The following is an 18,033-nucleotide window of genomic DNA, read 5'->3' as shown; positions in this document are numbered from 1 at the left end:
TGCTCAGGGTTGTGCGATCAAAATTTTTGAATAAATTTTTAAACCTTAAACCTTAAACCTTAAACCTTAAACCTTAAACCTTAAACCTTAAACCTTAAACCTTAAACCTTAAACCTTAAACCTTAAACCTTAAACCTTAAACCTTAAACCTTTATAAGATGAATGCACATGAAATAGATTACGAGATATTTGGAGAGGAGATGCAGTATGTAGAGCTGGAACTTGATCCGCAGGAAGCGGTAATCGCCGAAGCAGGAAATTTTATGATGATGGATAACGGCATCAAAATGGACACCATCTTTGGGGACGGTTCAAAACAAAATGAAGGATTTTTAGGGAAAGTCCTGGGAGCCGGAAAAAGATTGCTTACCGGGGAGAGCCTCTTTATGACTGTATTTACAAATGAGATTTCAGGTAAGAAAAAGATCAGTTTTGCTTCTCCCTATCCGGGGAAAGTGATCCCTTTAGATCTGACGGAATTTGGAGGTAAGTTCATTTGCCAGAAAGATGCATTTTTATGTGCTGCCAAAGGCGTGGCTATAGGTGTGGAATTTAGTCGCAGACTTGGCAGGGGATTCTTTGGGGGAGAAGGTTTTATAATGCAGAAGCTTGAAGGTGATGGTATGGCCTTTGTACATTCTGGTGGTACAACAGCAAAAAAAGTACTGCAGCCGGGAGAAAAACTAAAGGTAGATACCGGTTGCATTATTGGTTTTACGAAAGATGTGAATTATGACATCGAATTTATAGGAGGTATTAAAAATAGCCTTTTTGGAGGGGAAGGATTATTTTATGCTACGCTTACAGGACCGGGAACTGTTTTTGTGCAGTCATTACCTTTTAGCCGGCTTGCGGGACGCATTTTAGCTGCGGCACCACAGGGTGGAGGTAAAGATAAAGGAGAGGGAAGTATCCTTGGAGGCCTTGGAAATATGGTAAGTGGCGATAATCGTTTTTAAGAGTGTTAAATTAGCTTCATCTTGTTCCGGTTTTTAAAAAAAGATGTATTTTTATACCATTAACGAAAACGATTTCGCTTATAGATAACCATTACTTATTCTAACCAAGGTTAACTAATTTTATCATTATGGCAAGAGCGATGTTTGAGTACACCAAGACGGTACTAAGCAAAGTAAGTTTTGATGTAACTCTGTTCTGCAAAGAGGTGAAAAAGGCACTTCAACGATTATTACCTTATGAGATTGAAGAGTTGAAGCTTTATATTTTTTCACTTATTCGGCAAAATCCCGAATTAAACCAATGTCTTATTTACTTAAACCTTTAAAATAAAAGAGGCAGCCTGAAATTATTTTTTCAGGCTGCCTCCTTTTTGTACACCATCAGTGTTTACTTCTTGTGCACAGGGCTAATAATCTGCACATTTTGAAAGGTTATTGCCCCTTTTACCACGCCGGCTATTGTACTGCGAAGTGCCTCTATAATCTGCATTTTCAATTCGCTCTTATTGTATATAAGGCTAACTTCTCTCGCGGGAGTTGGTTCAACAAACATTTTGATATTCTTTTGGTCTTCACCCTTTAAGTCTAAGGTATGAAGGTAGGGCAGAAGCGTCATTCCCAGGCCTTCATTTGCAAGTTTGATCATGGTTTCAAAGCTGCCACTCTCCAGCTGAAAATGATCGTCATTTGAATGCCGTGTCGCTTTGCATAGATTGAGGATCCCATCCTTAAAACAATGGCCGTCTTCAAGTAATAAAATGTCATCGAGGTCAAGATCTTCAACCTTAAGTTTATCTTTAGTGTTGAGCCTGTGGCCGGGAGGTATATATCCTACAAAAGGTTCATAAAAAAGTACCTGTTCTTTAATATTTGGTAGTCCCAGCGGGGTCGCTGCAATGGCTGCATCAAGATGCCCATCTGCCAGTTTTTCAATCATGGCTTCGGTATGCAGCTCTTCGATCTTCAGCTTTACCTTTGGGTATTTCTTGATAAAATTATTTAGGAACATGGGCAGGAGCGTAGGCATAACCGTTGGAATCACTCCCAACCTGAAAAGTCCGCCTACAAAACCTTTTTGCTGATCTACAATATCTTTAATTCTATCACTCTCATTGACGATATTTCGCGCCTGCTGAACAATTTTTCTCCCGGTAGCAGTAAGCTCAATTGGTTTTTTACTGCGGTCAAAAATGAGCACGTCCAGTTCATCCTCCAGCTTTTGAATCTGCATACTGAGGGTGGGTTGGGTTACAAATACTTTTTGTGCAGCTTTCGTGAAGTTTTGATGCTCGGCAACGGCTAAAACGTAATGTAACTGGGTAATAGTCATAGATCCTTATATTAAAGTAGCTGCAAAAGTATTTATTTTTTCTATAGGAATAACAAGATAATCCCATTTCAGCAGTAATGGGGAATAGTTCCAGCTTTTACTGATGATTTGAACGTGTACTTAGATCCTTTCGTTTCCCGAAACCTGGTTTATACTTACAGTAACATCAGTTTTGGATTGAGTTATGAATTGAATTCCGAAGAAAAGCACAGGAGAAGACAGATGTGCTTCATATCAAATAAATAAGATCAGGTGTCCAAAATGCCATTTTTGACACCTAATCTAAATATTTTCTTCTGTAAAATAAAAGAGGCTGACTTAAAAGCTAAAATTTTATCACTCTGGAATCGTATAGTTTCTATTATTTCTGAAGTTCAGATTTAATAGATTCCGAAGTATATTCAGAATGATTTATAGCAGCTTTTAAGACAGCCTCTCCTCAAAATTATATGAGAGAATTACGCTCCCTGCAGAATTCTGTTAAGGGTTTTGCTTGGTCGCATTACTGAAGTCACTTTCTCTTCTTCGGGTTTGTAATATCCTCCAATATCTACGGGTGAGCCTTGTGCATCAATCAATTCCTGTAAAATTTGCTTTTCGTTCTCCTGAAGCTTAGTACTCACCTCTTTAAAATGTGCTTTTAGTTCCTGGTCTTCGCCCTGTTCAGCTAAAGCTTCGGCCCAGTAGAGAGCCAAATAAAAGTGGCTTCCCCTGTTATCAAGTTCATTGACTTTTCTTGATGGGGATTTATCTTTTTCTAAAAATTCTTCCGTAGCCTTATCAAGGGCGTTGGCAAGAACTAAAGCTCTCTTATTATTGTATTTTTCACCCAAATGCTCGAGGGAAACTGCCAATGCAAGGAATTCTCCCAAAGAATCCCAGCGCAGGTGGCCTTCTTCCACAAATTGCTGCACGTGCTTTGGAGCTGAACCTCCGGCGCCTGTTTCAAACAAACCACCGCCATTCATAAGAGGAACGATAGACAACATTTTGGCACTTGTACCCAACTCAAGGATAGGGAAGAGATCTGTTAGATAATCCCTAAGAACATTTCCGGTTACCGAAATAGTATCTTTTCCGGCCTTTACACGCTCAAGGGTGTAACGGGTAGCATCTTCAACAGACATTATTTTGATCTCGAGGCCTTCGGTATCCTGATCTTTTAGATAGAGTTCCACTTTTTTAATGATCTCTGCGTCGTGTGCACGATCTTCATCCAACCAGAAAACTGCAGGCGAACCGGTAGCACGGGCGCGGCTTACTGCAAGTTTTACCCAATCCTGAACCGGTGCATCTTTAGTTTGGCAGGCTCTCCAAATGTCTCCTTTTTCAACGTCGTGTTCCATGAGAACTTTTCCGGCTTCAGTAACAGTTTGTACCTGTCCGGCTTCTTTGATTTCAAAAGTTTTGTCGTGAGACCCGTATTCTTCGGCTTTTTGAGCCATAAGCCCCACGTTTGGAACCGTTCCCATCGTTGTTGGGTCAAAGGCTCCATGTTCTTTACAGAACTGAATGGTAGTCTCGTAAAGACCTGCATAACTACTGTCGGGGATTACAGCTTTGGTATCCTGTGGATTACCCTGGGCATTCCACATTTTTCCTGAAGTTCTTATCATTGCCGGCATAGATGCATCAATGATCACGTCACTTGGCACGTGCAGGTTAGTGATTCCCTTGTCGGAATTAACCATGGCCAGGTCTGGGCCATCTAAAATATCCTGCTCGATCTTAGAATTAATCTCGTTCCTTTTTTCTTCAGGAAGATTATTAATGGCACTTAAAACATCACCAAGACCGCTGTTAGGATCGGCTCCTGCTTCTTGTAGTTCAGTACCGTACTCTTCAAAAATGTCTTTAAAGAAAACCTTTACGGCATGACCAAAAATAATAGGGTCTGACACCTTCATCATTGTAGCCTTCATGTGTAATGAAAACAATACTCCTTTGTTTTTGGCATCTTTTACTTGTTCTTCTAGGAACTTAATAAGAGCTTTTTTGCTCATAAAAGTTCCGTCAATAATTTCCCCTTTTTTGAGCTTTAGGTCTTTCTTGAGAATGGTAGTATCTCCAGATGCCGTTTTAAGCTGAATATTTACAGTGGTAGCTTCGTCAAGAGTGACAGATTTCTCATTATGTCTAAAATCATCTTTGCTCATGGTAGCCACATGGCTCTTAGAGTCTTTTGCCCAATCTCCCATGGAGTGTGGATGCTTTTTGGCGTAGTTTTTCACGGCCTTTGGGGCGCGACGATCAGAATTTCCTTCACGCAACACAGGATTAACTGCACTACCTTTTACCTTATCGTATTTTGCCTGAATTTCTTTTTCCTCATCTGTCGCTGGTTCATCAGGATAATTAGGTAGATCATAACCTTTCTCCTGTAATTCCTTTATAGCAGTCTTTAACTGCGGAATAGAAGCACTAATGTTTGGTAACTTGATGATATTAGCTTCAGGTTGTTTGGCAAGCTCACCTAATTCGGCAAGATCATCAGAAACTTTTTGGTCTTCCTTGAGTCTTTCAGGAAACTGGGAAAGAATTCTTCCTGCCAGGGAGATGTCTCTTGTTTCGAGCTCAACATTGGCCGGTTTTGTGAAGGCCTCTACAATGGGGAGTAGGGAATATGTTGCGAGGGCTGGAGCCTCATCGGTTTTGGTATAAATAATTCTGGTTGTCTTTAACATATTGGAAAATTTTATTTTAGATCAAGAGTGTGCAATTTAGCATTTTTCAAGCTTATTTCACAGGTGCAAAGGTTAAGATAGTATGGATCATTCCTAAATGTTGTGGAGGAATTGGAGTAAATCTCGATCTTTGCAGAAAAATTACTGTAGGTGGATAATAATTACCTGGATCTGATTAAGCTTGTACTTCCACAATTCTTGGTGGAGAATTTTGACTTAGTAAAGAGTAGAAAAGAAAAAGAAGTACTTCATCTTTATTTTGAAGAACGCAATATCCCTCCTCACGAACATTCTTCCAAGATTTTAGTATCTAAAGGTTTCCACAAAGAAATTACTATTCAAGACTTTCCGCTCCGGGGAAACACCGTTTATCTTCATTTGAAACGCCGTCGATGGCTGGATAAAGATACCGGACAGGTAGTGCAAAGAGACTGGAACTTAGTAGCACAGGGAACACGTATGACCAACGAGTTCGCTGCTTTTTTAAAAGAGATTAGTCGATACTAAGGCTTCTGACTGCCATACTATTGGTAGCTTCTACAGTGTCAATGGAAAGAAATTGCAGCGGCAATACAAGGATTATTTAAGCGACTTCAGACAGTGGAAACAAAAGAAGCACGCCAGAAAGTGGCTTATCTTTCCAGAGAATATGGGACCTTACCTCTCCATTGATGAGACTGCTCTATCCAAAGGAGAGCTCTACACGATCATCACCAATAAGAAGGCTAAAGGTAAAAAAGGAGCACTTGTAGCTATTATTGCCGGTACTAAAGCTGAAGCTATCATTGAGCAATTACTAAAGATCCCTTCTTCTCAACGCAATAAAGTGAAGGAGATAAGCTTAGATATGGCTCATTCCATGAAGCTTATCGTGCAGAAATGTTTTCCAAAAGCAATACAAGTCACAGATCGATTCCACGTCCAGAAGCTGGCTATTGAAGCCCTTCAGAACCTCCGGATCAAGCATCGATGGGAAGCAATTGATTATGAAAACGAGCAGATACAGAAGAAAAAATTAAAAGGCCAAAGTTATACTCCAGAGACCTTTACCAATGGAGATACCAGGAAACAGTTATTGGCCAGGAGTAGATATTTGCTATACAAAGCTCCATCGAAATGGACAGAAAGTCAATCTAAAAGAGCTAAAATCTTGTTCCATGAATATACAGACATTGATAAAGCCTATGCACTTGTCAATAGCCTTAGAAATGTATTTAACCAGACAAAATCTATTGAAGCAGGATATACAAGATTAGCCCATTGGTACAAAGAAGTAGAAGAATCTGGATTTAAATCATTTAACACCGTTGCAACAACAATAAGGCTCAACTACAGATCGATCTTAAACTACTTTAAAAATAGAAGCACAAATGCTTCAGCAGAATCATTCAATGCAAAAATTAAAGCTTTTAGAAGTCAATTTAGAGGAGTGAAAAATGTAGAATTTTTCCTGTACAGATTAACTACATTATTTAGCTAGTCCACAACTATTGTTCTTGATCCACAACTATTGTTCTTGATCCGATAGTATGGAGGAAAGGCATAAAAAGTGCAAAAAAAAAGCCATTTCACTATTTTCATAATGAAATGGCTCTAATGAAATAACAATTCTTTGCTGAACTTTTACCTTCTCAAGTGAAATCTATATTTCACAAGCAAGTTGTTATTTCATCAAGATGACTTACATTTCCCAAAAGAGTGTGTGTAAATCATCCAAAACGTTTTTACCAAATTAAACCAACTATGTCTGGCATATTGTTATTCAAAATGGCAAAAACTTATGTAAAGATTTTACTCTACATGAGTTTAAGAAGAATTCCTGGCGACATTCTTTGACTTCAATCTCTGTATTAAATTTACGAAAGAAAATATTTATTTGCAAATATCTAAGCCTTAATTGCTTATAAAAATAAGTGAAATATTTATTTAACAAAAAAGCCTCAATAAATGAGGCTTTTTCAAGTAATATATTGAAAGATTATCTTCTTCTTTCTTTAATTCGAGCTTTTTTACCAGTAAGTTCTCTAAAGTAGTAGATTCTTGCTCTACGAACTTTACCACGCTTGTTGATCTCGATTTTCTGAAGAGCAGGCAGGTTGAGCGGGAAAATACGTTCAACACCAACAGTACCACTCATTTTACGAATAGTAAAAGTTTGAGAAGCTCCAGATCCTCTCTTTTGGATCACAACTCCACGGAAGAACTGAGTTCTGGTTTTTTGACCTTCAGTAATTTCGTAATAAACAGTAATGGTATCTCCGGCTGAAAAATCAGGGAAATCTTTTTTTGTTACAAATTCGTCTTGTACAAATTTAATTAAGGATTCCATATTCTAATGGTTTAAAAATAAAGTCTAAAGCAACATTCACGGGTATCGCCAGAGGTTGGTTCAGAACGTGTGCAAAAGTAATAAATTTTGTGATTCTAAAAACTAAAGGCTCATTTATTTTTCGTCGTCATTCAATAAGTCAGGTCTCAGGGCCAAGGTGCGGGCGTAGGCCTGTTCTTCGCGCCATTCTTCAATCTTTGGCGTATTGCCTGAAGTAAGAATTTCTGGTACTTTCCAGCCATTATAATCTGCTGGCCGGGTATAAATTGGCGGCGCCAGTAAATTGTCCTGAAAGGAATCGGTAAGTGCAGAGGTTTCATTGCCCAGAACTCCCGGTAGCAGGCGAATAATGGAATCGCACAGCACAGCGGCCCCTAATTCTCCGCCCGAAAGTACGTAGTCACCAATAGAGATCTCCCGGGTAACAAAATGCTCCCGCACGCGTTGATCTACTCCTTTATAGTGACCGCAAAGAATAATGACATTTTCCTTTAGGGAGAGTTCATTGGCTATACCTTGCTTCAGCGTTTCTCCATCGGGCGTCATATAAATGACTTCGTCATAATCTCTTTCTGCTTTCAAAGCTGTTATGCACTTATCTATGGGTTCTATCATCATCACCATCCCGGCGCCCCCCCCAAATTGATAATCATCTATTTGTTTGTAATTATCGGTTACGTAATCACGTAAGTTGTGCAGGTGAATTTCTACATGGCCTTTTTCAATTGCTCTTTTTAATATAGAAGCTTCAAAAGGGCTGGTAAGAATTTCGGGAACTACGGTAATAATATCAAATCGCATGGAATGGGAATTTGGGCTGAAAGGAATTCACAGCCCGCAAATTTAGTTAAACCTCAAGAATATTTGTTTCTACTTTGCGACTTTAAGCTGTTTGTTCTTTTCATCTTGTAGCAGTCTTCCCAGTCTTTGCTCTTTTTCGAGAGATTTTGCACGGTAGGCATCGAACTCTTTTTCTACTTCGGCTAAATTTTTCCGGGCTTCGGCTGTGTGAATGTGACTCTTTTTGAATCTCACTACAAATAAAGCCAGTGCTAGTACCAGCACACCAACAATGCTCCACATCAAAGTATTATAGGTAGCTTTACTAAGGGACATTCCCAGCACGGCTATTTCATCTTTTTCAGCGCTTAAAGTGGCAAGCTGCTCTTTGAGGTTTTCCAGTTCAGCCTCGAGAGTGGCAATTTTAGCATCCCGGGATTTCAAAGCTTCTTTTGAAGAAGCTATTTCTTCCTTAAGTTCAATAATTCTGTTTGAAGTTAGCTCCTGTAGCGTTGTAAGCTGGTCTGTATCCACAACCTTATAACCTTTAAAGTTGTTGGAACTGGTAATCAATTCCTGAAATTTTTCAGCAATAGTGGCTTCGCCGGGTGTCTGGGCTACTGCGACTGTAGCAGTTAATAGAATAAAAGTGAATAAAATTTTTTTCATAGCAGGTATTATTTCTTGGTCATTATCACAACGAACACCTAAAAATGATATTGTTGATGATTGTTTAATTTTTTTTCATTAACTTTCTGTATATAAGCAGGCCGAAAAAAAAGCAGTGGCAAAATTAAAGAATAATAACTGCCTGGCTCTGCTGTCCTTCCACAAATTTTTAGTTAATTTTCTTCAGTTCTTATTCAGGCTTCTAATGGCAACTTCAGAAGAATTCTATTAAATTCATTCTTCTCAAAAAGGGTAAATTTTGGAATTTTTCAGAAATAAAAGGCAGTAAAAAACCCGTTGCCATTGGCAACGGGTCCCCATCACTAATTAAACCCCTATTAATAATAGGTGAACCTTCTAACCTTGGCAATGTATTTTGCAAGGCGTATTACCTGGTGGCTATACCCGTATTCGTTGTCGTACCAAACGTATAATATGATATTCTTACCATCGCCCGAAACTATGGTGGCGTTGCTGTCGTATATTGAAGGCTGGGCAGATCCCACTATATCTGTAGAAACCAGTTCATTTTCTATAGAATATTTGATCTGTTCAACCATTTCTCCTTCTAAAGCATATTTTTTTAGGATCTCATTTACTTCTTCCGGTGAAGTTTCAGTTTCTACCTCCAGGTTGAGTATAGCGAGTGATCCATTGGGAACCGGAACACGTATGGCGTTCGAGGTAAGTTTACCTTCAAATACAGGTAAGGCTTTTGAAACGGCTTTTCCTGCACCGGTTTCAGTGATCACCATATTTAATGCAGCTGCCCTTCCTCTTCTGTACTTTCTGTGCATATTGTCAACCAGGTTCTGGTCGTTAGTATATGCATGTATGGTTTCAAGGTGTCCTTTTACAACACCTAAATCATCCTGAATTGCTTTAAGAACAGGTGTAATGGCATTGGTGGTACAGGAGGCCGCTGAGAAGATCGAAACTTCATCGGGATTGTACTCCTTATGGTTTACGCCGTGAACTATATTAGGAATTCCTTTACCCGGCGCTGTGAGCAATACTTTTGAAGCTCCCTTAGAAGTGAGATGCCTGCTGAGTGCCTCCTGGTCTCTAAATGCGCCGGTATTATCAATTATCAGGGCATCTTTAATGCCATAAGCAGTATAGTCTATCTCTTCGGGTTCATTGGCCGAGATCATATGTACGGTGGTGCCATTAATAATGAGACACTTCTTTTCTGAATTGTAGGATACAGTTCCGGAAAAATCTCCGTGCACTGAGTCATTTTTGAGAAGACTGGCCCTTTTTTCAAGTACCGTCTCATCGATCTTTCCGCGGGTGACAATGGCTCTAAGCCTAAGTTGGCTGCCCTTGCCAGTGCGGGTCATGAGTTCCCGGGCAACCAGCCTGCCTATACGTCCAAATCCATAAAGTACAACATCTTTAGGAGTAAGTTCGTCTCCCTTTTTTGCGTCTTTTAGTTTAGCCGAAACAAAGGCAGTAGCATTCGAATATTTCTGGTCTTCCAGGTGGTATTCATAGGTCATTTTTCCAATGTCGAGCTTGGCAGGTGGAAAATCTAGCCTTTGAATGACTTCGGCGATCTCAACCGAATCAAAAATAGAAATTGGCTTTTGTACAAATTCACCGGCATACTCGTGAAGATCCAATATATCGCTCACATTGCGATCTATCAACTGATTTCTGAATAGCACAAGTTCAATAGACTTGTCATACCACAAATCACTCACTGTCTTGATGAATTGTACTGCTGCCCTTCGCCGATCTGCCTGAAAGGCTAATTCTTTTTCGTAAACTTCGTTAGAGTTCATTTTTTTGTTGGTGTTGTTTTTAAACTGCGGCAAAAATATAGATTTCAAACGTTTTCGTAAAGTGTTTTGAACAAAAAAATGAGGCCTATTATAAGCCTCATTTTTGTTATATATATTTAATTATCGACTCCCCAGATCTGGAAATAGCTTCAGAAAGATTTCCGAAAAGGATTCAATTTTTGCCATTTTTGGCAGGTTATCTCCAAACGTATTTTTGTTTTTCCCCATCGGGAGTTACAAAGGTTACAGAGATGGGTTGCCCCGGAGATCTTTGTGCCATGATCTTTTCAACATCTTTAATATCCCGCACTTCAATGTTATCAATGGCAGTAATTATTGTGCCATAAAGCTGTTCATTCTGCATTTGGGGAGTGAGTCCTCTTGTGATCTTCACCCCGTTGGTCACTTTTCTCTGCTTCAGTTCATCGGTACTGGCGTTGGTAACTTCAAGGCCAATGGCTTTGATTTGGTAAACCTCATATTTTGTAAGGGTCACATCAAATTCTTTTGGATCTCCATCGCGAATCACCTGTACTGTTACCACATCGTCTGGCCTTTTTGCCCCTATATAACCAATTAGATCTGAGAATTTACTGATCTTTACATTATCTAACCTGGTGATAACATCACCTGATTTAATTCCTGCTTTTGCTGCACCGCTTCCTGCTTCCACCTGGTCTACGTAAACTCCTTCAGAAATTTCAATATTATATTCTCCGGGAAGATTAGCAGCCTGTACGCCACGTATTCCCAAGATACCCTGCTGTACATCCCCATATTCAATAAGGTCTTCTACTATTTTTCTGGCATTATTTGAAGGTACTGCAAAAGCATACCCAACATAAGTCCCGGTTTGAGAGGTGATCGCGGTATTGATACCAATCAATTCTCCATTGATGTTTACCAGCGCACCACCACTGTTTCCTGGGTTTACTGCGGCATCAGTCTGGATAAAAGAAGAAATGTTAGAATCCATTCCCAGGTCTCTTGATTTTGCTGAAATTATTCCTGCAGTAACGGTAGAGGTAAGGTTAAAGGGGTTTCCTACTGCCAACACCCATTCTCCAATCTGTGCATTGTCAGAATTTCCGAAGGGAAGGTAATGAAGGTCTTCTGCATCTATCTTCAGTAAAGCGATATCCGATTTTGGATCGGTTCCTATCACTTCGGCCATATAATTCTGGTTATTGTTAAGGGTAACCTGAAGCTGGGTGGCATTCTGTATCACGTGGTTGTTGGTTACAATATAACCATCGGGAGAAATGATAACCCCACTTCCTGTGCCCTGTAAGGCTTGTGTAGTGCTCGAAGAGAAGGGTGACCTTCTTACTGTTGCCACGTTTTTTACGTGAACTACAGCATTCACCGATTCATTGGCTGCTTCAGTAAAATCTGCATTAGTACCTGTAGGAAGTGAATTCATTTTTACCGGGGTATAGGCAGGGATGCCCGTATTTGCTTCGACTAAGACGTTGTCTTTGTCAATGAAAAGCAAGTATCCGGCAAGAGTTAGAACGCCGCTTAAAACAGAGATCATGAGAAAACTGGCAAATCTTTTCATATTTAATATGTGTTTTAGTATTTGTAGAAAAATTCAGTTTTAGCAGGTATCTTTCCGTAATAAGCCCGTGTGTTAATCATGCCCGTTTTTTCTATTATTGTATCTTTGACCCCTGAAAAATAATCCAGATGAAGCTGAATTTTTATAAATACCAGGGTACGGGAAACGATTTTATTATGGTAGATAACCGTACATCGGTTTTATCCAAAAATGATACCAAATTGATAAGACGGCTTTGTGATCGCAAATTTGGCATTGGTGCAGACGGTCTCATTCTCCTTGAAAATTCAGAAAATTCGCAGGATGATTTTAAGATGGTGTATTTCAACGCCGATGGCAACGAAAGTAGTATGTGTGGTAACGGCGGCAGGTGTCTTGTAGCGTTTGCGAAATATTTAGGGATTGTTTCAGACAGGGCGGCATTTACTGCAATAGATGGATTTCATGAAGCTGTAATAGAAGATGAAAAGGTAGGGCTTAAAATGATGGATGTTGAAGGGGTTTCTGAAATTGGAAATGCTCTTTTCCTTAATACAGGCTCCCCGCATCATGTCATTTTTTCAGAAGAAGTAGACCAGATTAATGTCAAACAAGAAGGAGCTGCCGTAAGGTATTCACCAGAATATGAGGCTAAGGGAGGCACCAATGTAAATTTCTCTTCATCTCTGGATGAGTCAACTTTAAAAGTGCGGACGTATGAGAGGGGAGTGGAAGATGAAACTCTTTCCTGCGGTACGGGGGTTACAGCTGTCGCTATCGCCGCCTATCACTCCGGAAGAACATCTTCAAATAAAATAGAATTAAAAACGCCGGGGGGTGGACTTAGCGTTCGTTTTACGCCTAGGGGTGGCAGTTACAGTGATGTTTGGCTAACCGGGCCTGCACAACAGGTCTTTAAAGGAGAAATAACATGCTAACTCTTCAGGGGGAACTGGTTTTTTTGAGAGCATTAGAGCCCGAAGATCTCGATTTGCTCTTTGAAGTAGAGAACAATGAAGAATTCTGGGAGGTGAGCGCCACCAGCGTTCCTTTTTCCCGCTATGTGCTTAAACAATATCTCGAGAATTCTCATCGCGATATTTACGATGTTAAACAGTTGAGGCTGGTCATTTGTGATAACGCTTCGGAAGCTGTGGGGCTTATAGATATTTTTGACTTTGACCCCAGGAACCGGCGTGCTGCCCTTGGTATCCTTATTATTAACAGGAAAAACCGAAAAAAAGGATATGGCACCCAGGCTTTAGAACTGGTTTGTAAGTATTGCTTTACACACCTTGGCCTGCACCAGGTCTATGTTAACGTAGGTTGCGATAATGCTTCGAGTAGGCTGCTCTTTGAAAAAGCCGGATTTTTACTCACTGCCAGAAAAAAGGACTGGAATTTGGTAGAGGGAGAATATAAAGATGAAATTACCTATCAATTGATCAACTAATGTATATCAAAAAAATCTTATTAATAATTGCCCTTTTTGGCATCCTGGGTCTGGCAGCATTCTCCTGGTACGTCTATGATGTTATCTTTTCTCCTAACACTGCTTTTTCTGAAGAAACAGCCCAGGTATACGTGCCTACAGGCGCAGCTTATGCTGAAGTAAGAGAGCTGCTGAAGCCTTATCTTGAAGACACCGAAGAATTTGACCTGGTTTCACAGAAAAAAGGTTATATCAATAATGTAAAGGCCGGAAGATTTATTCTGAAGAAAGGCATGAACAACAATGAGATTGTAAATACCCTTCGCAGTACAAACGAGCCGGTGTGGGTAACCTTCAATAACCAGGAACGACTTGAAAATCTTGCCGGAAGGGTCGCAGCCCAAATAGAAGCCGATAGTACACAGCTTCTGGAAAGTATGAGGGATTCGGCATTTTTGACACATTCTGGTTTTGAAGGAAGAAACGCGATTGCCATGTACATTCCGAATAAGTATCAGTTCTTCTGGAATACTTCGGCTGTCGAATTTAGGGAGCGGATGAAAGAAGAGTACGACCGCTTCTGGACAGAAAAAAGACTGGCAAGGGCCAAAGAGATTGGGCTCACTCCGCACCAGGTGATGGTGGTTGCTTCTATCGTGCAAAAAGAGACAGCCAAAGTAGACGAACGGCCAAAGGTTGCCGGGGTCTACATGAACCGAATTGAGAAAGGCTGGAAACTTGAAGCCGACCCAACTGTGATCTACGCCTTAAAAGTCAGGCTGCAGAATTTCGATACCATTATAAAAAGGGTCCTTTATGCCGATCTTACTCTTGACTCTCCTTATAATACCTATAAATATAAAGAACTGCCTCCCGGGCCTATAACTATGCCTGACATTTCTTCAATAGATGCGGTGCTGAACCATGAAGATCACGGCTACTTCTATTTCGTGGCCGATGTGGAAAATTTTGGTTACCACAAGTTCGCAAAGACCCTGTCGCAGCACAACGCCAATAAACGAGCCTATGTTCAATGGATCAATAAGCAGAAGATCAACAGGTAAGCAGCAATATTCAGGAAAATCTCCCCACAATAAAACCCTTTTTGGCACGTTCTATGCTTTTAACCGGTCAGCTGAGAAAAAAATACTCTCAGTAAGTTTAACAGGTTGATAATTAGATTATTAAAAAATGTAGTACATTTGTCGGCCGTTTCGAGGAAATCTTCATGATTTACTTGAGCAAAAACAAAAAGGATGAAGAAGAAAGTTGCAAAATTTTCAGTATTACCGGTTGTAGGAGCATCTATATTTTTTTATAGCTTTTCCACCAACAAAACCAAGGATTTCGATGCTGCTGTTCTTGAAGAATTCAAGACAGTAAATGAGGAACTGAATTTTGACGTTCCCCATACACCAGATGTTACAGTATTCGATCCGAAGCTTAGGTCTTACCCACAGTTAGGGAAATCTTACGTAGCTTTTAAGGAAGCCATGGGCTTCAAAGAATCGGGTGGTGATTACAAGGTCATCAACGAATTTGGCTACATGGGAAAATACCAGTTTGGAAGAGGTACCCTAAAATTAATCGGAATTAAAGACACCAACCTTTTCCTTAATTCTCCCGATCTTCAGGAAGCTGCTTTTTACGCAAATTCTTCTCGTAACAAATGGATTTTACGTAAGGATATTGCAAAATTCCAGAATCAGGTGGTGAACGGGATCAGGATAACCGAATCTGGCATCCTGGCGGCAGCGCACCTTGCGGGACCTGGTAATGTTAAGAAGTTTTTAAGAAGCAATGGAGCCAACAGTTTTAGCGATGGTTTTGGAACTTCTATAAAATATTACTTTAAGAAATTTGAAGGTTTTGATACTTCTTTCGTGGTGCCAGACCGGCAAGCGAAGGTTAATAATCCTTCTGTAATATAAAGATAGTGGGCCTTTTATGAAGGTCCACTTTTGTTTTACGCCAGTCGGCAGCAGTTTTGGTCACTATAAATTCTGTTGGTAAAGTAAGATCACAGGCGATGCAAATACGGGTGCCGGGATGCAGTACCTGAGTGAGATCTTCCAGCATTTTATTGTTCCGGTAAGGAGTTTCAATAAAAGACTGCGCCTGGTTCTTCTCATGAGAGATCTTTTCCAGGTTTTTAATTTCTCCCTTTCTGGCAGCCTTATCAATGGGAAGATATCCGTTAAAAGCAAAGTTTTGACCATTCATTCCTGAAGCCATCATGGCCAGAAGAATAGAGGAGGGGCCCACCATCGGGACTACCTGTATGCCTTCCCTGTGAGCAATTTTTACCACTTCGGCACCGGGATCTGCAACTCCGGGGCAACCTGCTTCACTCAATAAGCCTATATCTTTACCTGTTATACAGGCTTCTAAAAATCCTGAAACTTCCGCAGGATCGGTATGTTTGTTTAATATGAAAAACTGAAGTGAAGGCTGAGATTTACCGGGAACTAATTTCTTTATTGCCCTGCGGGCGGTCTTTTCATTTTCTGCAATAAAAATGTCAAGACGTTCTACCTGATGTTGTACTGTAGCCGGTAAAACTTCAAGAGGTTCATTGTCCCCCAGAGTGGTGGGTAGCAAATATAATTTTCCGGAATAGGAGAAGGGAGAGCTCAATCTATTGGTGTTTTTCAGCTATGATCGTGCAGGCTTCATCCAGCATATCGTAAACTATTTTGAATCCGTTGGCACCACCGTGATAAGGATCGGGAACTTCCACATTCTCTCCGGGAAAGACCTCATTAAGAATGAGTGAAACCTTGTCTTTATCCTGTTCATTTCGGGCAAGGGAAATTACGTCGTGATAATTTGACATATCCATCACGTAGATCCTGTCAAAATTATCAAAATCTTCTGGTGAAAATTGCCGACCCCGTTGTGCTCTAATGTCGAGATTATTTTCCCTGGCAATATCTACCGATCTTGGGTCGGGGCAGTCATCTACATGATAGTTGCTTGTTCCTGCCGAATCGACAAAAACTTTTTCAGCATCAACTTTAGATTGTAGAATGCCTTCGGCCAGGGGTGACCTGCAAATGTTGCCAAGGCACACCATCAGGATCCGGGTTTTCATATTACAGGGTTAGTTTTTTGTTGATATCCTCAACAAATTTCTGAAATTGTTTATCGGTTGAAGCTAAATTGTCAACGGTTTTGCAGGCATGCAAAACAGTGGCATGATCTCTTTTTCCAATTTGAGAACCTATACTTGCCAAAGAAGCTTTAGTGAACTTTTTTGCAAAGAACATCGCCAGTTGGCGCGCCTGCACAATGTGTCTTTTACGCGTTTTAGATTGAAGGGTTTCCACATCCATCTGGAAGTATTCGCTCACCACCTTCTGAATATAATCTATAGAAACTTCGCGCTTGGTGTTCTTAACGTAATTATCAACGATCTTCTTTGCCAGCTCAAGCGTGATATCTTTCTTATTGAAAGAGGAATGGGCTATCAAAGAGATTATTGCTCCCTCCAGTTCACGAATGTTGGTCTTGATATTGTTGGCAAGGAATTCCACAATCTCTTCGGGCATTTCTACACCGTCACGATAGAGTTTGCTTTTAATGATTTGTACTCTTGTTTCAGTATCAGGATGTTGTAATTCTGCTGAAAGCCCCCACTTAAAACGGGAAAGTAGTCGTTGTTCAATATCCTGCATGTCTACCGGGGCCTTGTCACTGGTAAGAATAACCTGCTTTCGGTTTTGATGAAGGTGGTTAAAAATATGGAAGAATACATCCTGCGTTCCAGCTTTCCCCGAAAGCAACTGGATATCATCTACTATTAATACGTCAATGATCTGATAGAAATGTATAAAATCATTACGGTTATTCTTCTTTACAGATTCTATATACTGCTGCGTAAATTTTTCCGCAGAAATATAAAGTACTGTCTTCTCGGGATATTTGTCTTTAATTTCAATCCCTATAGAATGTGCTAGGTGTGTCTTTCCCAAACCAACGCCGCCAAAAATAAGCAAAGGATTAAAAGAAGTTTCCCCAGGTTTATTGGCTACAGCCAACCCGGCAGATCTTGCCAGCCTGTTCGAATCCCCTTCTAAAAAGTTGTCGAAGTTATAACTTGGGTTCAGTTGGGACTCGATCTTTACATTCCTAATTCCGGGAATGATGAACGGGTTTTTTAATTCAGGATTTTTGTTCTTAATAGGAACATCAACTTCCTGCGAAGCAACATTAGAACGGTTGGTACTTGGTATCTTTTCTGTAAAAGGTTGTTTGTTTCCGTAAGTATTTTCCATTCTTATGACATACACCAGTTTTGCCTGATCCCCAAGCACCCTGTTTAACGAAACTTTAAGAAGTTTAACATAGTGCTCCTCAAGCCACTCGTAGAAAAATTTTGACGGTACCTGAATGCTTAAGGCGCTGTCTGAAAGTTTCACTGCCTTGATAGGTTCAAACCAAGTTTTATACGCCTGTGGTGTAATATTATCTTTAATGAAAGTAAGGCAGTTATTCCAAACTGATTGCGCAGTTTCTGACAT

The 18,033-nt window shown here is 40.2% G+C and carries 18 protein-coding genes; 8 read left to right on the top strand and 10 right to left on the bottom strand.

From position 1 onward, the window contains the following. The first annotated feature begins 158 nt into the window (after positions 1-158). Both V5739_RS00090 and V5739_RS00085 read left to right on the top strand, forming a co-directional pair. Positions 159-959, top strand: coding sequence for a TIGR00266 family protein (locus V5739_RS00090; RefSeq protein ID WP_423819157.1), 801 nt, complete (start codon positions 159-161; stop codon positions 957-959). 128 nt (positions 960-1,087) lie between these two features. Further along, positions 1,088-1,285 carry a hypothetical protein gene (locus tag V5739_RS00085; protein WP_423819156.1) on the top strand — a complete coding sequence of 66 codons (198 nt, stop codon included), beginning with the start codon at positions 1,088-1,090 and terminating at the stop codon, positions 1,283-1,285. A gap of 62 nt (positions 1,286-1,347) precedes the next feature. Here the strand turns inward: V5739_RS00085 and V5739_RS00080 are convergent, their stop codons facing one another. Further along, the gene (locus V5739_RS00080) at positions 1,348-2,289 is read right to left on the bottom strand and encodes a LysR family transcriptional regulator (protein ID WP_423819155.1); all 942 of its coding nucleotides are present in this window, start codon (positions 2,287-2,289) and stop codon (positions 1,348-1,350) included. 458 nt (positions 2,290-2,747) lie between these two features. Continuing rightward, a complete protein-coding gene (locus V5739_RS00075) occupies positions 2,748-4,973 on the bottom strand; it encodes an NADP-dependent isocitrate dehydrogenase (RefSeq protein WP_423819154.1) in 2,226 nt (741 codons plus the stop codon). A gap of 150 nt (positions 4,974-5,123) precedes the next feature. On the opposite strand from V5739_RS00075, the gene V5739_RS00070 reads away from it, so the two are divergent. Further along, positions 5,124-5,480 (top strand): ISAon1 family transposase N-terminal region protein, encoded by a 357-nt coding sequence (locus V5739_RS00070; protein WP_423819153.1) that lies wholly within the window; start codon positions 5,124-5,126, stop codon positions 5,478-5,480. Between the two features lie 19 nt (positions 5,481-5,499). After that, positions 5,500-6,453, top strand: a complete 954-nt coding sequence (locus tag V5739_RS00065) for an ISAon1 family transposase (protein ID WP_423820429.1) — start codon at positions 5,500-5,502, stop codon at positions 6,451-6,453. 498 nt (positions 6,454-6,951) lie between these two features. On the opposite strand, the gene rplS is transcribed toward V5739_RS00065, so the two are convergent. The 5 genes from rplS to V5739_RS00040 all read right to left on the bottom strand — a co-directional run bounded on the left by rplS (position 6,952) and on the right by V5739_RS00040 (position 12,099). Continuing rightward, positions 6,952-7,302, bottom strand: a complete 351-nt coding sequence (gene rplS / locus V5739_RS00060) for a 50S ribosomal protein L19 (protein ID WP_345598764.1) — start codon at positions 7,300-7,302, stop codon at positions 6,952-6,954. 114 nt (positions 7,303-7,416) lie between these two features. Then, the gene (trmD, locus tag V5739_RS00055) at positions 7,417-8,103 is read right to left on the bottom strand and encodes a tRNA (guanosine(37)-N1)-methyltransferase TrmD (protein WP_423819152.1); all 687 of its coding nucleotides are present in this window, start codon (positions 8,101-8,103) and stop codon (positions 7,417-7,419) included. Positions 8,104-8,172: 69 nt separating this feature from the next. Then, entirely contained in the window at positions 8,173-8,751 is a 579-nt protein-coding gene (locus V5739_RS00050; RefSeq protein WP_345598762.1) for a hypothetical protein, read from the bottom strand. A 338-nt stretch (positions 8,752-9,089) separates the two neighbouring features. After that, positions 9,090-10,538, bottom strand: a complete 1,449-nt coding sequence (locus V5739_RS00045) for a glyceraldehyde-3-phosphate dehydrogenase (protein WP_423819151.1) — start codon at positions 10,536-10,538, stop codon at positions 9,090-9,092. A gap of 196 nt (positions 10,539-10,734) precedes the next feature. Further along, complete coding sequence (locus tag V5739_RS00040) at positions 10,735-12,099, bottom strand: S1C family serine protease (protein ID WP_423819150.1); 1,365 nt, start codon at positions 12,097-12,099, stop codon at positions 10,735-10,737. Positions 12,100-12,227: 128 nt separating this feature from the next. Here V5739_RS00040 and dapF point away from each other — a divergent pair, with 128 nt between their 5' ends. The 4 genes from dapF (at position 12,228) to V5739_RS00020 (ending at position 15,441) form a co-directional block, all read left to right on the top strand. After that, on the top strand, positions 12,228-13,016 hold the full coding sequence (gene dapF, locus V5739_RS00035; protein ID WP_423819149.1) for a diaminopimelate epimerase: 789 nt from the start codon (positions 12,228-12,230) through the stop codon (positions 13,014-13,016). After that, positions 13,010-13,531, top strand: a complete 522-nt coding sequence (locus V5739_RS00030; RefSeq protein WP_423819148.1) for a GNAT family N-acetyltransferase — start codon at positions 13,010-13,012, stop codon at positions 13,529-13,531. The genes dapF and V5739_RS00030 overlap by 7 nt, the downstream gene beginning before the upstream one ends. Then, entirely contained in the window at positions 13,531-14,574 is a 1,044-nt protein-coding gene (gene mltG / locus V5739_RS00025) for an endolytic transglycosylase MltG (RefSeq protein WP_423819147.1), read from the top strand. Before V5739_RS00030 ends, mltG begins: the two co-directional genes overlap by 1 nt. 192 nt (positions 14,575-14,766) lie before the next feature. Beyond that, on the top strand, positions 14,767-15,441 hold the full coding sequence (locus tag V5739_RS00020; RefSeq protein ID WP_423819146.1) for a peptidoglycan-binding protein LysM: 675 nt from the start codon (positions 14,767-14,769) through the stop codon (positions 15,439-15,441). On the opposite strand, the gene V5739_RS00015 is transcribed toward V5739_RS00020, so the two are convergent. From V5739_RS00015 to dnaA, 3 genes are read right to left on the bottom strand one after another with little or no spacing between them, the layout of a single operon-like run. After that, positions 15,419-16,111 carry an SAM-dependent methyltransferase gene (locus V5739_RS00015; RefSeq protein ID WP_423819145.1) on the bottom strand — a complete coding sequence of 231 codons (693 nt, stop codon included), beginning with the start codon at positions 16,109-16,111 and terminating at the stop codon, positions 15,419-15,421. The two genes, V5739_RS00020 and V5739_RS00015, sit on opposite strands and share 23 nt — an antisense overlap. Positions 16,112-16,148: 37 nt before the next feature. Beyond that, a complete protein-coding gene (locus tag V5739_RS00010) occupies positions 16,149-16,604 on the bottom strand; it encodes a low molecular weight protein-tyrosine-phosphatase (protein WP_423819144.1) in 456 nt (151 codons plus the stop codon). Between the two features lies 1 nt (position 16,605). Further along, a complete protein-coding gene (gene dnaA / locus V5739_RS00005) occupies positions 16,606-18,033 on the bottom strand; it encodes a chromosomal replication initiator protein DnaA (RefSeq protein WP_265163680.1) in 1,428 nt (475 codons plus the stop codon).

The organism is Salinimicrobium sp. TIG7-5_MAKvit (genome assembly GCF_049569215.1).
GTDB lineage: Bacteria > Bacteroidota > Bacteroidia > Flavobacteriales > Flavobacteriaceae > Salinimicrobium > Salinimicrobium profundisediminis.
Note: the sequence above shows the minus strand (reverse complement) of the source record. Positions and strands in the feature narration are given on the sequence as shown.